We start from the raw sequence: 14,172 nt of genomic DNA on the forward strand, positions 1-14,172 counted from the left end.
CCCGCACTGTTTCTGAATCTCATCAATAGCCTCGCGGCCTTGCAACCGCCAGATGCGACGTGGAGGACTGGTGCGGGCTGTTCACCGGCCACGACGGCATTCACGACTACTGCTGAGACGACGGATCGTCCGGCCGGTGGCGGGCGATGCGCTCGCGCCGCAACCCCGGCTCCGCGGCCACTCCTGGGTTCCAGAACCGTCCAGATCGACGATCAGCACGGATCGTAAGCGCGTTGTGATCACCGATGGGCATCATCGTCACCATGACGCCACGGAGGCAGCAGCGCGGATGAGTACGGCTCGAACGCCGGGCCCAGCTCAGGTGAGGAGCGGGGGCAGGGGCTGCCGGTTGGTGGTAATGGCGCTGATCGGAGCGGCCGTGTTCGCCGCCTGGAGGACGTGCGCTCCGGACCGGCCCGAGCATGCGCCGCCGCTGCTGATCGGAACCGCCAGGCCGGGCACCACGCGCATCGCCCCGGGAACGGTCGGCCGGCCGGACGGCTTCGTCGACGGAACGGGCTGGCCGGACGCGTGCGCGTTCCTCAGCGACGCGGAGATCCGAGCCGTCCTGCCACAGGCGGCCCGGATCCGGCGGACGGGCGGCGAGGTCGGGCTGAGCACGATGAACGCGTTCGACGCCACCGGCGGCCCGCTGACAGCACCACGCGCTAGCTGTACGTACAAGTTCGAGGTGCCCGGGCTGAACGGGGTCGTCATCAGAGTGGTGGAGGAGATCGACGCGCGTCCCGAGGTCGTGGACATGAACTGGTCGAACCTGATCTCCCACCGCGATGACGTGCCCGGTGCCCTCGGCGCCGAGAACTGCGCGGCGGGGACCGCCGCCCAGCCCATGACCTGCCGAAAAGGCCAGCTGGCCTATGACGTGAGTTTCGACCTCCTGCAGGCCTTCTCCACGACCGCACTGCGCGGCCGCAAGCTGCACGTAAGGCACGGCGGCAAGTCCACCGCCTTCGATCTCGACGACGACAGACGCGGCCTCGGCCGCTTCCAGAACACTGTCATCGAACCGGAACTGGCAAAGACGATCAACGCGAAGATCGTCAAAGCCGACCGGGCCCGCCCCTGACCGCCGGCGCGCAGGCCCTCCACGATCCGCGCGGCCAACTCCGCGCCGGGACCTCACCATCGGCCGGGTTGATCGTTCCGACCCCGGCCCTGCCGGACGGGTGCCCCGCGGCCGACGAGTGTCTGTGACCCTGCGCACCGTCCGCTAGAGGGATCGTCGTCGTGCCGGACGAATGCCAGGCCCGGTCAATGGGCCGGATTCTCGCTGAGAACATGCAACGGGCCGAGGGCTCCGCCGGCGTTGTATCGGTAGCCCGTGATGCCGGCGAAGACCTCGATGATCGGCGCCTCGTTTCCTCCGGATACCGCACGGGCCGTTCGTACCGGGACGTTCAGCATGGCGGCCCGCCGCCCCGGCAGGGTGTCCGGGTCGAATTCGAACACCTCCCACTCCTCGGGCGGCGGGGCGAGGCAGAATTCGAGATAGTCCGCCGCCTTGGCCCCTTCGCTCTCGATTTCCACGAGTTCGGCGAAGGGCGCCGGCGGCTCCCCGATGGTGTAGAGCAGACCGCCCTCGTCCTCCACCGCCGCCTTCCATGTCATCCCGCCATCGGTCCAGCAGGCGGCGCTGAAGCCCATCGACGTCTCCATGACCTCGAAGGTGAGGAGCCGCGTACCGGTGCTGAGGCTGCGCAATCCGTCCTCGTCGTTGTGCAGCGTGCGCTTCTGGTCGACGATGAAGGTCCAGCCGTCGATCGGCGAGCTGACGCACCAGCCCGGTGTACGGCTGGAGGTGGCGGTGTCGTGATCGGCCGTCCGGCCGCCGGCCCGCCTGCCCAACCGCGAGGCGACCTCGTCGACCGGCAGGTTCTCGACCGCGATGACCGAATGGTTGAATCCCATGACCGCCCTTCCTCGTGAACGACCACCGGAGCCTATTGCCGGGCTTTCCCCACGTCGACCCCGCGCCCGCAATCAAGGCGACGAGATCGAACGGGCGCCGTCCCGGCGCGTTGGACCATGCATTTCATCGTGCACAGGTCCTTTCCAGAGATGTGTTCTGGTGAGGCTCAGGGCGGTGTTAGCCCACCTCCGGGGCCCGCTTTCGCATTTCAGGTGCCGGTGATGGCCTCCTTCCGCAAGTGGTGACGGTGTGCCGTCATGACGGCAGGACACGGACACCCTCGCGTATGCGTCCGGCTCGGTTCGTCAGGCCGACCCGTGCCAGCGCGAGGTGGCGCTCGTCTGGCGTCACTTGCCGCTGAAGACAGGGAAGGCGCTGTGGTCGCCGTAGTCCACATCGCGCAGGCCCCGCAGTGCGTCCATGTCCGCGTCGGAGATCTCGAAGTCGACGTCGGCGTTGGAGCGCATGTGCTCGGGGTTCGCCGTCTTGGGCAGCGACACCGTGCCCAACTGGAGGGTGTAGCGGATGCACAGTTGAGGGACGGACACCCCGTACTTCTCGGCCATCACCCGGATTCCGGCGTTCTTCAGCATCGCACCGTGGGCGATCGGTGAGTACGCCTCGACGAGGATCTGCTTGCTCTCGCAGTAGGCCAGCAGCTCGGCGGGGGTGTTCCCGGCGTGCACGAGCAGCTGGTTGACGTGCGGGACGACGGTCGCGCCCTGCAGGACGTTCTCCAGGTCGTGCTGCTGGAAGTTGGAGACGCCGATGGCCCGGATCTTCCCGGCCTGGTGGGCGTCCTCCAGGGCACGCCACGCCTCGCGGTTGCCCTGGGCGTAGTCGCCGCCACGGAAGTCGTCCCACGGCTGCGGGCTGTGGATCAGCATCAGGTCGATACGGTCCAGGTCCAGCTTTACCAGAGAGCCGTCGATCGCGGCGAGCGCCCGGTCGTAGTCCTTGATCTCCGCGGCGAGCTTGGTCGAGACGAACAGCTCCTCGCGGGGCACCCCCGAGGTGCGCACGCCCTCACCGACGCCGCGCTCGTTGCCGTAGGCCTGGGCGGTGTCGACGTTGCGGTAGCCGATCTGCACGGCCGCGCGGACCGCGTCGGCCGCCTTGTCGTCGTCGATGAACCAGGTGCCGAGCCCCAGCCTGGGAATCTCGACGCCGTTCGACAGCGTGTAGGTCTCCTCCAGGACGGTCATGCGTTCGCTCCGTTCTTCGGCAGCTTGCCGTACACCTCGTCGGTGACCGGCTCCAGCCACTCGTTGCCGACACCTTCGCCCGGGGTGATGAAGGCGAGGTGGGAGAACCACGCGTCGGCCTTCGCACCATGCCAGTGCTTGGTGCCCGCCGGAACGCGGATCACCGTGCCCGGCTCCATGCTGATGGGGTCCTCTCCCTCGGCCTGGTACCAGCCGCTGCCTGCTGTGCACAGCAGGATCTGGTCCCCGCCGCCGTTCGTGCCGTGGTGGACGTGCCAGTTGTTGCGGCAGCCCGGCTCGAAGGAGACGTTGCTGACGGGAACGCTGCCCGAGGCGAGCGGAGCCAGGTAGCTCTGGCCGATGAAGTACTGCGCGTAGGCGTCGTTCTTCTCGCCGAGCGGGAAGATCTGGTCGAATCCGATGCCGGTCATCTTGTTCCTCTTCTTTGGGCTCACTACGCCCCGCTGGTCGTGCGGCGCCGGTCTGCTGCTCGCGCCGGGGATCAGGCAGAGCGCTCGTCCGCGATCTTCTTCAGCAGGGTGATCGCGGTCATGGCGTTGGGCCAGCCGGCGTAGAACGCCAGGTGCGTGATCGCCTCGGACAGCTCCTCCACGCTGAGCCCGTTGTCCAGGGCCACACCGAGGTGGTAACCGACCTGCTCGCTGCGGTAGAGGGCCGCCAGCACACTGACGGTGACCAGGCTTCGGTCCCTCGCGGACAGGCCGGGGCGTTCCCAGATGTCGCCGAACAGGACCTCGTTGGTGACGTCGACGAGCTTGGGCGCGATCTGCGCGAGTTCCTGCGGGGCGGACTGCTTGGGCACGGAAGAACTCCTATGGTGGAAGGTCGGTCGGCTTTCGGGTGGGCTCGGTCGATCCCGGCACAGCCTGGGAACAAGCAGCCCCACGACTGTCCACTACCCAGATAACCGCAGGTCAGAAGCCGAGAGCCTGGCCTGATGATCTGGGTGGGGGTGCCGGTAAGAACCGTGTCGTGAGCCCCGACAGCGTGTGGGACGGCCGTGCGTCTTGCGGCGGCCTGCCGGAAGACGCACGGCCGGCTCACTGTCTGAGCTGCGAGGTCGATCTCAGTGGGTGGTGAAGCCGCCGTCGACCGGCAGTGCGACGCCGATGACGAAGGCCGCGGCCGGGCTGCACAGCCACAGGACGGCGTTGGCGATCTCGTCGGCGGTGCCCAGGCGGCCGACGGGCTGCTGCTTCATGATGTCGGCCATGGCCTCGGCTTGGCCTTCGAGCATGTCGGCGACCATGGGGGCGAGATGGTCTGCGAGGAGGCACCGAACGCCGGCGGGACCTGCCGCCAGGCACAGCCGGTGGTGGCCGCGAACATGATCAACGCCGGCACCTCCCGGTCACCCGCACGACGCCGCCCACCGCCCTGCGGACGCGCTGGTGCGGGCGGCGCCACCCGCTGGATCAGCTCCACAACTCATCTGGAACCAGGCGCCCCACCATCGTGGTGGCAGATCACCAACCATCACACCTAACGAAACGATCGTCTTCAGATATTGTCGCGGGCTGTCCCTCTCACCGACGCGTTGAGTAGCGTCAACGCGCGGAACGGGCCCGGATCCCGGAATCGAGTGCCCTCGCGCGTCCTCGTTTCGCGCCTCTTTATCCGTGCCTTCTTCGTTCCGTGGGGCTTCAATGGGACGGTTCGGACGGCGTGGCGTCGCCGGGCGGGCAGTCCGCCTTGGCCTGGTGGCCGGTGACGAGGCGGCCGCAGACCTCCTTGACCTCGACGGCGCCGTCGGTGCCGACGGTGGCGAGCAGGACGGGCTTGTCCTCCACCACGTGGCCGTCGTCGCGTCCGGTGAACCGCAGGACGCCGCTCGCGCCGTTCCACAGCGGGCCGTCGCCCGGGTCGTCGAGCGCGGCGAACACCCCGCCCGCGGTGGGCGGCGCGGCCTGCGCGGTGAAGACCTGGTTCGCGACGAACCCGATCATCGAGGCGGCGTCGTAGCTGACGGCGGCCCGGGTCTCCGACGGCCGCAGGTCGCGCGGGGCGCGCCTGCCGATGATCGAGTCGACGGCGCCGGGGTAGGCGTTGAAGAACACGTTGCGGCGGTCGCCGACCCACGCGTTCGTCCACGCCTCGTGCGCGGCGAGCGGCATGTAGAACAGCCGGAACGTGGCGACCTGGCCGATCTGCGGGGCGTTGTCGCTGACGTACTTGGCGATCTCGTCGTCGGCGAGGACGATCTGCCCGCTGGGGCAGGTGTGCTGCAGGACGTTGGTGAAGGTGCGGAACTCGTCGGAGCGGCCCGCGTAGTAGAAGACGTCCGGCGGCTTCTGGCACAGCTCGTGGACGATCTTGCCGAGGTCCCCGGGGCTGGTGTAATCGCGGACCGAGACCTGCCCGCCCTTCACGTAGCCGGTGAAGGAGCTCTTGAACGACGCGGCCAGATCCTTGCTGTAGAGGTCGTGCGGGTCGGCGTTGTAGATGACGTCCACGGTGCGGGCGGGCTTGCCCCCGACCTGCCCGTGGCTCGCCCAGTAGGCGGCGTGCTGCGCCAGCCGCTTGTTGGGCGGGGCGAGGCGGAAGTAGTACGGGGAGAAGCCCGCGTTGTGGTCGAGCATCCCCGTCTCGTTGTAGCTGTTGGCGGTGCCGACCATCGGCAGCGCCGACTTCGACAGCACCTTGATCGCGTCCTGCGTCTCGGCTCGGCTCTGCTCGAACCCGACGACCGCGACGACGGACGGGTCCTTGCGCGCGAGCTTGCGGATCTGTTCGGCGACCTGCCGGGCGTGCTGGAAGCGGGCGCCCGCGTTGGCGACCAGCACCCGCATCCGCAGGCTCTGGCTCGCCGCGTTGAACTCCTCCTGCGCCATCGCCACGCCGACCAGCTCGCCCTCCGCTCCCGCGAGCAGGTCGAGCTGCCGGTTCTGGATGGCCGGGTCGGCGGTGATCGGCCCGAGGTACACGACCGTCGCGTACGGCTTGCCGGACCGCGCCACCGCGTCGTTCTGCCTCTTCAGCCGCCCGAGCACCGACGACAGCCGGTTGTCGTTGTTCTCGCCGTCGCTGACCTCGCCGAACTTGAACGATCCGTCGGTGATGCCGATGCACTCGCCGGACGCCGTCCGCTTGATGCCGAACGGCGAGCAGTACCGGTCCACCTGGACGGAGATGACCGTGATCGACGCGGCGGCGACCGCGACCATCACGATCCACGGCAGCGCCGGATGCGCGATCCGGGGCCGGCGCCGCACCGCCCGGACGGGCGGGATGTCGCCGCCCGGGTCGCGGGTGATGTCGACGCGCAGCTCCCGCCGCGACCCGAGGACGCCCACGCGCCGCTGTTCGCGCCAGTACCGGTCCCACAGCGCGCGCGCCGCGAACACGCTCTGCGGCTCCCCCGACCACAGGTCCACCCGGACCGCCTGCGCAAGCCGGTCCACCAGCCGTGGCCCGGACGCGGCGGACGGGTCGTCCTCGGCCGGCGCGGTCGGATCGACGCCCGCGGTGACGATCAGCGGGTCGAAGCCGGGCAGCGCCGCGCCGTCGCCGCTGTCGGCGCGGACGTGCTCGATGTACTCGACCACCCGCACGCCGGGATGCCCGGGCGCCAGATGCTCGAAGATCAGCACCGGGTAGCGGACCCGCGCCCACGCCGCCCGCCGGTAGTCGCGCCGGTAGTTGCGCCGCAGGTCCTCCAGGAACGCGGCGACCAGCAGCAGGTCGAGCTGCTCGGCGTGGTCGTCCGGCTCGACCGGCCGCGGGTCGAACACGTTGAGGGCGAAGCCGAGGAAGCCGGTGGAGTCGCGCTGCAGGTACGGCTGCCCGACGAACCACCCGAACCGCCGCACCCCGTACCAGCCCCGCGTCCGCGCGACGATCTGGACCGTCACGAACGCCAGCCCGACCACCGCCGCCAGCACCGCCGACGCCAGGTCCAGCGCGGCGGCCGTCCCGGCGCTGATCAGCGCGACGACCGCGACGCCGATCGGCGCGATCTGCTCCAGGAACGACAGGAAGTTCGCCGTCCGGCTGCGCGGCTCCTCCAGGTCCCGCAGCACGTCCCGGCCGCGCCGCCGGATCACCCGGTTCAGCTCGCGGCGCCGCGCGTTCTCGTTGTCGCCGACCGGCGGATGCGTGAGCCGCCGGACGAGCTGGAAGTTCTCCCGCTCCGACGGCGAGGCGTACCGGGGCGGTGACTGGTCGCCGGCCAGCCGGATCTCCCGCAGGTCCCGCAGCCACAGCGCCATCTCCAGCAGCGGGAACCGCAGCGCGGGCTCCCCGCGCGCCCGGCTGCTCGGCTGCGACAACTCCCGCTTGGCCTCCCGCAGCACGCCTGCGACGTCCGTCGCCGGGGTGTCTGCGGCGATGTGCGAGACGGGCGCGCGCTCCTGCTCGCACCGGTTCTTGAACATCTCCGCGACGTGCCCGGCGGCCGCCGCCGGGCCGAGCAGCAGGAGCAGCGGCCGCAGCCGCTCCCGCCAGCGCCACGGCGGCCGCTCCCGCAGCCGTTCGAACAGGTCGAGCACCCCGCGCAGCCGATCCTCCGACAGGATCCGGTCGCCGTCGCCCGGCATGGAAAACCCCTCGCTCTCGCCCTCGTCCCCCGGCGGCTCCTCTTCTCGACACGCGCCTCCTGCACGCGCCCTTGAGTCATTGGACGTCGCGTATAGCGAAATGGATCGGAAATTTCCGAGATGTCCCGGGCGGGCGCCGTAGTTCGGTGACAACGATGCGCCCGGGCGGGACGTCCCTCTCCTGCATGGAGAGGCGTAGCCGCCGCGGGTCGGGCTGCTCGGCGGGGCGGCCGAGCGCAGACCGGAGCCGCCACCGACCTGCCGATGCCAGACGGGGCGATCGAGCGTCGTGCGGATGGCGGCGAGACGCTCGCCACCGTTGACGGGCATCGCCTTGCACTGGATGGCGCGGGCGCCGTCCTGGTGAACGGCTCCAGTGCTTGGGCTGCAACTTCATGGTGATCGAACGAAAGCCGTCCCACGACTAGTGCGAACCGTGCAATCACACCGGCCGGACCCCGCCGTGCCGTCAAGCCCCCTAAACGCACCCAAGCCCTCATCGCGGTCATGGACTCGCCCTCGCGCGGTGAGGGCGGCGGGCACCGGCCGGCATACCCTTCCCCCTGCAGCGGCGCATCAAGTGCTTGAAGGTGCCGTGGTGGGCCTCCGTGCCGGTCATGGGCTGCACGTGCAGCGCACACGCCAACCCGCGCCGCCGCGGGGGCGGTGGCATTCGGCATGGCCGAGGATCTCAATGAGGTTGCCTGCGCGCCACCTTTGACGGCGCCCACTCTCCGGCAGGGAACTCTCCAAAGAAATTCGGATGGCCGTGTGCTCTTTGCCGCCCGTTATCGGATTCCGGGTTCCCGGTCAGCGGGAAGCAGCAGCACCGTGGCGAGTGACCCCTCTTACATTGTGTCGCACCTCACCGAACGCCAATGGCGCGAACAACGCGTCCCGGCAATCGTGGTATCGCAGTGGCTCCCGATGTTCGGCACCGAGAACGCCCCCCTTCTCGGCCCCCATCCGATCCCCCACCCCTGCTTCGGGAGGATGCCAGTGTCCACATCTCCCCCCACCGACGCCACGATCCCCGAGGAGCCCGGTGACGCCACCGGCCGCCTCGATGGCTCCTCGCCTCTGCGGATCTTCTCCGTCCTCGCGGTCATCGTGCTGTTCACCGAGGTCGCGCCGCTGCAGTACACGATGATCTCCGCTGCGCTGCGGCAGATCGCGCCGGCGTTCCCCACCGTGGGCGCCAACCTGAACTGGGCGATCATCATATTCGGGCTGATCGGCGCCGCCGCCTCCCCGCTCATCGGCAAGATGTCCGACATCTGGGGCAAGAAACGCATGTTCCTGGTGTGCGGCATGCTGTTCATGGCGGGCTGTGTGATCTGCGCGGTCACCGGCTCCTGGACCTGGTTCCTGATCGGCCGCGGGCTGCAGGCCATGGCCATCGCCACCGCCGTCATCGCCTACGGGCTGATCCGCGACCTGCTTCCGCGGCGATATGTGCCGATCGGCATCGGCGTCGCCTCGACCGGCCTGGGCTTCTCGGCGCTGCTCGCGCCGATCGTCGGCGGCTGGATGGTCGACAACTTCAGCTGGCGGGCGATCTTCTGGTTCCTGTTCGGCTACACCGCCGTGCTGTTCCCACTGGTCATGGCGATCGTGCCGGAGTCGCGGCTGCGGGTGCGCGAACGTCTCGACATCATCGGCGCCGTCCTGCTCGCCGGCGGCGCGGGGCTGGTCCTGCTCTACCTCGACAAGGGACAGGATTGGGGATGGAGCCGCCCGAGCGCGTGGGGCTGGGCGGTCGCCGGGCTGGCGCTGGTCGTGTCGTTCGTCGTCATCGAGTCCCGCTCCAGGCAGCCGATCATGGATCTGCGGCTGCTGTTCGCCCCCCGGGTCAGCATGGTGCTTTTCGTGGCGCTGTTCGCCTCGTTCGCGATCGGGTTCCAGAACTACGCGATGGGCTACATGACCCAGAGCCCCGACCAGGAGACGCTGAAATCGGCCGTCGTTCAATCCACTCTCCAGACCGTCCAGCAGAAGACGGGCCACCCCCTCCCCCCGAGCGCGGTCCACGTCGCCCTGGATCCCGGCTACTCCTACGGCAACGGCTTCTCATTGCTGGAGTATGCATGGCACATCGCCATCTGGAATGCGGTGCTGGGAATGGTGTTCGGTGCGCTGGCCGGCGTGTGGGCGCGCCGTGCCGGCCCCCGGCGCCCGCTGCTGCTGGCCGCGGCCATCATGGCCGCATGCGGTGTCACCTACGCGTTCCTGCCACACACCTGGGTGGTGTTCACGCTGGTCAGCGCCGCATTCGGGATCGGCTTCGGCGCCTACTACGCCGCGACGCCCAACCTCATCATCGAGGCCGTCCCGCAGGAGCAGCAGGGTGTCAGCGCGGGCATGCTCGGCATCATGCAGAGCATGGGCGTGGCGATCGGCCTGGCGGTGGCCACCGCGTTCCTGAACGCCAATCCGGTCAAGGCCCAGGTGTCGGTGGCCGGGCAGCCGCCCGTCGTCCAGGAGATTCCGCAGGTGTTCGCCGACCGCGGCTACGAGGTCGGTTTCCTGTTCGCAGCCGGCGCCTCGCTCATCGCGCTGATCGCCGCACTCATCATGCGCCACGGCCGCGCCCCCGCCACCGGCGGGACCGCCCACTGAACCACCTCGTCGATACACGTCCCGCCTTGTCGGCCTCGCCCCGCCGGGGCGGGGCCGACGCGGCGTGGCGGGTGCGGCCCTATTGGCCATTCCGCTCGGGGTGATCATTGCGGAGGTGACGCGAGCACGCCGAGAAGGCTGGTCAACGGTGTCCGCGGTCCCGACCTGCTCCCCGCACGATGCCAGGGCCGCGCCCGCCCGCCATCATTGCGGCCCCGGCATCCAGAAGCAGTGACACGCCGTGGTGCGCGCCGGCTACGCCCGGCTGGTCGAGTACGTGCGAGGCGGGCCTTGGTGAAGAGGTCGGGTTGGTCGCGTCGCATTTCCTGCCAGGTGGACAGGCGGTGGAGGGGGCACGTTATTGCGAATATGCGGTAGCGGCGGGGCAGGATGGTCGGGTGTCTGGGTCCTCGCTGCCTGGTGGCTTCGTGAACTTCAGTGTCCGTGTTGGCGACACCGTGCATCGACGACCTGCCGCTCGTGCGAAGTTTGTTCATCGGCTCCTTGACCTGTTGGAGCGGGCTGGCTGGGACGGGGCGCCGCGGTTCTTGGGGATCGATGAAAAGAGGAGGGAGGTGCTGAGCTTCGTTGACGGTCATGTGGCGTGGGAGGCGGCTCAGCCTTCCGCGGTCGGCAGTGATGAGAGCCTGGCGCGGGTCGCCGAACTGGTCCGAGAGTTCCACGACATGACGGTGCGGCCCCACCAGCACGCCGCCGGAGCCCGCATCGATCCGGCCGGGCAGGAGCCGCCTGGTGGCGTGCAGGACGAGCCGGCTGATCACGCGTTGGGGCCTTCCCGTGGCGGGTGGACCAGCAAGGTGCATCTGGCCTGCGAGCAGGCCGCAAGCCGCTGCCGCTGCTGGTGACGTGGCAGAGATGGGCGTCGACCGCTGTCACGCCAAGTTCCGGGGCGGCCAGCGCCGGGTACCGGTCGTGCTGTCTCAGCCAGCGATGAGCCGGCCGCGATGGCGGGCCCTCACTGTGCGAGCCATGCTTCGGCTCGCGGCATGCGGTCGGCTCCGGCTGCCGCTCGACTGGGCAGGTGGAAGCGATTGACCATGCGCCTGGCCAAGGGGACCAGGTCGCGCGGCTGTCGATCGGACATTCCGTAGGCGTCGGCGAATACCGCCGCGCGGTGCGGGATGTCCGCACCGGCCGGGGCCCGGTCCTGAGATGTAGCAGTGGCGCCCACTGGTAGAGGGCGTTGGGGATGTCAGCGACCCGGGAGGTCGGCCGGGCGAGGTCGAAGTCGATGAGCGCCACGCGAAGGCCGTCCGTCGGAGAACCCGGCCTGGTGCAGGTGGGCGGGGTAGGCCTGGCGGCCCAGCACGTCCGCGGCAAGGTCGTGATCGACCTCTGACCTCCGCGTGCGCAACGCCTGCCCCTGTCAAGGCACCGACGAGCGCGGCCGCTCCAGCATCCGAGGCGGCCGATCGCCTCGTAAGGCGGCCGGCCGGCAACCCGGACGAGTCGCAGCGATGAATTTCGCGGGGAGCTCGCCTCTGTATAGGTATGAGCTCATCGCGCCAGTCACAGACCACGGCGGTGGTCACCGGAGCGGGCCGCGGCTTCGGATCGGCGATCGCCGCCGCGCTGATCGACCAAGGTCACCAGGTCGTCGGCGTTGCGCGCACCGCCGACGCATTGGCCGCCGTGCACCGACGATTGGGGGCGGCGTTCGTCCCGGTCGTCGCCGACGCGACCGACGCGGAGACCGCCCGCACCCTGATCGAGCAACACCGACCGACGTTGCTCGTGCTCAACGCGGGCGCGGCACCCGCCATCGGCCCGATACACGAACAGTCCTGGGAATCGTTCAGCCGCAACTGGCAGGTCGACACCCGGCACGCTTTCCATTGGATCCGCGCGGCACTGCGCCATCCGCTGACGCCAGGCAGCCTGGTGGTGGCGATATCCAGCGGGGCCGCCCGGCGCGGCTCACCGCTCAGCGGCGGATACTCGGGCGCGAAGGCGATGATCCGGTTTCTCGCCGGATACGCCGCCGATGAATCCCGCCGCGCCCGGCTCGGCATCGGCTTCGCCACCGTGCTGCCGCAACTGACGCCTGCCACCGAACTCGGTGCCACCGGGGTCGCCGCATACGCCCAGCGGCAGGGAATCGACACCGACACTTTCGCGGCGGCGCTGCAACCACTCCTTACCCCGGCCATCGTGGGCGCCGAGATCGCGCGACTGTGCCAGGACACGGACAACCGGGACGAGCACCGGGAGTACCAGCTCACCGGCCACGGACTTCACCCGATGGCGTGAACGACCAGAAAGAGAAGGTCATGTTGCTGGAGAACAAGAATGTCGTCGTCTACGGCGCGGGCGGCGCGGTCGGTAGCGCGGTGGCCCGCGGTTTCGCTCACGAAGGCGCCAGGGTGTTCCTGACCGGGCGAAATCTCGACGTCATCGGCACGGTCGCGAAGAAGATAACCGCCGCGGGTGGAGAGGTCGAGACCGCCGCGGTGGACGCCGGGGACGAGAAATCCGTGACCGAGCATCTGGACGCGGTCGTCGCCGATGCGGGCAGCATCGACGTGTCGTTCAACGCGATCGGAATCTCGCCCGTGGGATTGCAGGGAATACCGCTCACCGAACTGCCGGCCGAGAATTTCCTGCGCCCGATCACCACGTACGCCCAGGCCCATTTCATCACCGCGAAATCCGCCGCACGGCACATGATCGCCCGGCGGTCGGGTGTGATCATGATGCACACACCGGAACCGGCGCGCTTCCCGCTGCCCCTGGTCGGCGGCATGAGCGTCGGCTGGGCGGCGATGGAAGGTCTCAACCGCGCGCTGTCGGCCGAATGGGCCCAGCACGGTGTTCGCGCGATCTGCCTACGCACCACGGGCATGGTGGAGACACCCGTCATCGACGTCGTGTACGGGCTGCACGCCGACGCGCTGGGGATCACCAAGGAGCAGTTCACCGCGCTGGCGAGCGGTATGAGCCACCGCAAACGCCCGACCACGCTGGCCGAACTCACCGAAGCCGCGGTGTTCCTCGCCTCCGACCGGGCATCCGCGATGACCGGCACCGTCGCCAACCTGACCGGCGGAATCATCGTCGACTGACCCGGCTCGCCCCGGCCGCCGTTTCGGCGGCCGGGCATCCCTGCAGAGGAGCAAAAGCAATGAACGATCTACTCGCGAGCGCCGTCGCCGCGCACGGTGGCGTGGACCGGTGGAACCGGAGCCACACGATCGCCGTCGACGCCGCTATCACCGGGGCCTTCTGGCAGATCAAGGGACAAGCCGACGCGCTGACCAAGGTCCACTTCGAGGTGGACACCACTCGGGAACGGCTGACCATGGACTTCATCGGCCAGGACCGACGGTCCGTCTTCGAACCCGGCCGGGTCGTCCTGCAACGACCGATCGGCACGGTGGTCGAGGCACGCGACGACCCGGAACGGTCGTTCGACGGCCACCGGTTCGAGACGCCGTGGGACGACCTGCATCTCGCCTACTTCACCGGGGAAGCACTGTGGACGTACCTGAATACGCCGTTCCTGTTCACCTGGCCAGGGTTCGTCTGCGAGGAGATCGCCCCGATTGAGGCCGACGGCGAAATATGGCGGCGGCTGAAAGTGACCTTCCCCGAACACATCAAGAGCCACACCCGCACGCAGGTGTTCTGCTTCGGCCCAGATGAATTGCTGCGCCGCCACGACTTCACCATCGACATCGTCGGCCGGACGGTCGAGTCGCAGCTTTACGCCGCCGACTACCGCGACGTCGACGGCATCGTCATCCCCGCCACGCGACGGGCCTACGCCCCAATGGGCGACGACCAGATCGTCTTCGTCGCCATCGACATGGCCGACATCGCCGTCCACTGATCCGAATTCCTT

Annotated in this window: 12 protein-coding genes and 1 pseudogene; 6 read left to right on the plus strand and 7 right to left on the minus strand. The window is 69.2% G+C overall.

The features are described 5' to 3' along the window. Positions 1-136 precede the first annotated feature (136 nt). Positions 137-1,087 (plus strand): hypothetical protein, encoded by a 951-nt coding sequence (locus J4709_RS07875; protein WP_208238615.1) that lies wholly within the window; start codon positions 137-139, stop codon positions 1,085-1,087. A 185-nt stretch (positions 1,088-1,272) separates the two neighbouring features. Here the strand turns inward: J4709_RS07875 and J4709_RS07880 are convergent, their stop codons facing one another. From J4709_RS07880 to J4709_RS07910, 7 genes and pseudogenes are all read right to left on the minus strand, one after another. Then, positions 1,273-1,929: a hypothetical protein gene (locus tag J4709_RS07880; RefSeq protein WP_208238617.1), complete on the minus strand. Its 657-nt coding sequence runs from the start codon at positions 1,927-1,929 to the stop codon at positions 1,273-1,275. A 348-nt stretch (positions 1,930-2,277) separates the two neighbouring features. Further along, on the minus strand, positions 2,278-3,135 hold the full coding sequence (locus J4709_RS07885) for an aldo/keto reductase (protein ID WP_208238619.1): 858 nt from the start codon (positions 3,133-3,135) through the stop codon (positions 2,278-2,280). Further along, on the minus strand, positions 3,132-3,566 hold the full coding sequence (locus J4709_RS07890; RefSeq protein ID WP_208238621.1) for a cupin domain-containing protein: 435 nt from the start codon (positions 3,564-3,566) through the stop codon (positions 3,132-3,134). Before J4709_RS07890 ends, J4709_RS07885 begins: the two co-directional genes overlap by 4 nt. 71 nt (positions 3,567-3,637) lie before the next feature. Beyond that, on the minus strand, positions 3,638-3,958 hold the full coding sequence (locus tag J4709_RS54575; RefSeq protein ID WP_208238623.1) for a carboxymuconolactone decarboxylase family protein: 321 nt from the start codon (positions 3,956-3,958) through the stop codon (positions 3,638-3,640). Positions 3,959-4,222: 264 nt separating this feature from the next. Continuing rightward, positions 4,223-4,405, minus strand: a complete 183-nt coding sequence (locus J4709_RS07900; protein ID WP_208238625.1) for an SDR family oxidoreductase — start codon at positions 4,403-4,405, stop codon at positions 4,223-4,225. A gap of 11 nt (positions 4,406-4,416) precedes the next feature. Continuing rightward, positions 4,417-4,610 (minus strand): annotated as a pseudogene (locus tag J4709_RS07905) (transposase); the annotation flags it as partial. 189 nt (positions 4,611-4,799) lie between these two features. After that, positions 4,800-7,691, minus strand: a complete 2,892-nt coding sequence (locus J4709_RS07910; protein ID WP_208238628.1) for an ABC transporter substrate-binding protein — start codon at positions 7,689-7,691, stop codon at positions 4,800-4,802. Between the two features lie 999 nt (positions 7,692-8,690). On the opposite strand from J4709_RS07910, the gene J4709_RS07915 reads away from it, so the two are divergent. The 5 genes from J4709_RS07915 (at position 8,691) to J4709_RS07935 (ending at position 14,160) form a co-directional block, all read left to right on the plus strand. Next, positions 8,691-10,310, plus strand: a complete 1,620-nt coding sequence (locus tag J4709_RS07915) for an MFS transporter (protein WP_307801067.1) — start codon at positions 8,691-8,693, stop codon at positions 10,308-10,310. A gap of 428 nt (positions 10,311-10,738) precedes the next feature. Next, complete coding sequence (locus J4709_RS56090) at positions 10,739-11,176, plus strand: hypothetical protein (RefSeq protein ID WP_372442044.1); 438 nt, start codon at positions 10,739-10,741, stop codon at positions 11,174-11,176. Between the two features lie 646 nt (positions 11,177-11,822). Next, entirely contained in the window at positions 11,823-12,581 is a 759-nt protein-coding gene (locus J4709_RS07925; protein WP_208238629.1) for an SDR family oxidoreductase, read from the plus strand. Continuing rightward, a complete protein-coding gene (locus tag J4709_RS07930) occupies positions 12,578-13,393 on the plus strand; it encodes an SDR family NAD(P)-dependent oxidoreductase (protein ID WP_208238631.1) in 816 nt (271 codons plus the stop codon). The genes J4709_RS07925 and J4709_RS07930 overlap by 4 nt, the downstream gene beginning before the upstream one ends. Before the next feature lie 59 nt (positions 13,394-13,452). Further along, complete coding sequence (locus J4709_RS07935; RefSeq protein ID WP_208238632.1) at positions 13,453-14,160, plus strand: hypothetical protein; 708 nt, start codon at positions 13,453-13,455, stop codon at positions 14,158-14,160. Positions 14,161-14,172 lie beyond the last annotated feature (12 nt).

The organism is Actinomadura violacea (assembly GCF_017573465.1).
GTDB lineage: Bacteria > Actinomycetota > Actinomycetes > Streptosporangiales > Streptosporangiaceae > Spirillospora > Spirillospora violacea.

What these genes read in the sequence shown, in the direction of transcription:
- J4709_RS07880 (WP_208238617.1), bottom strand. Translation starts at nt 1,929, where the DNA reads ATGGGATTCAACCATTCGGTCATCGCGGTCGAGAACCTGCCGGTCGAC.
- J4709_RS07885 (WP_208238619.1), bottom strand. Translation starts at nt 3,135, where the DNA reads ATGACCGTCCTGGAGGAGACCTACACGCTGTCGAACGGCGTCGAGATT.
- J4709_RS07890 (WP_208238621.1), bottom strand. Translation starts at nt 3,566, where the DNA reads ATGACCGGCATCGGATTCGACCAGATCTTCCCGCTCGGCGAGAAGAAC.
- J4709_RS07900 (WP_208238625.1), bottom strand. Translation starts at nt 4,405, where the DNA reads ATGGTCGCCGACATGCTCGAAGGCCAAGCCGAGGCCATGGCCGACATC.
- J4709_RS07910 (WP_208238628.1), bottom strand. Translation starts at nt 7,691, where the DNA reads ATGCCGGGCGACGGCGACCGGATCCTGTCGGAGGATCGGCTGCGCGGG.
- J4709_RS07925 (WP_208238629.1), top strand. Translation starts at nt 11,823, where the DNA reads ATGAGCTCATCGCGCCAGTCACAGACCACGGCGGTGGTCACCGGAGCG.
- J4709_RS07935 (WP_208238632.1), top strand. Translation starts at nt 13,453, where the DNA reads ATGAACGATCTACTCGCGAGCGCCGTCGCCGCGCACGGTGGCGTGGAC.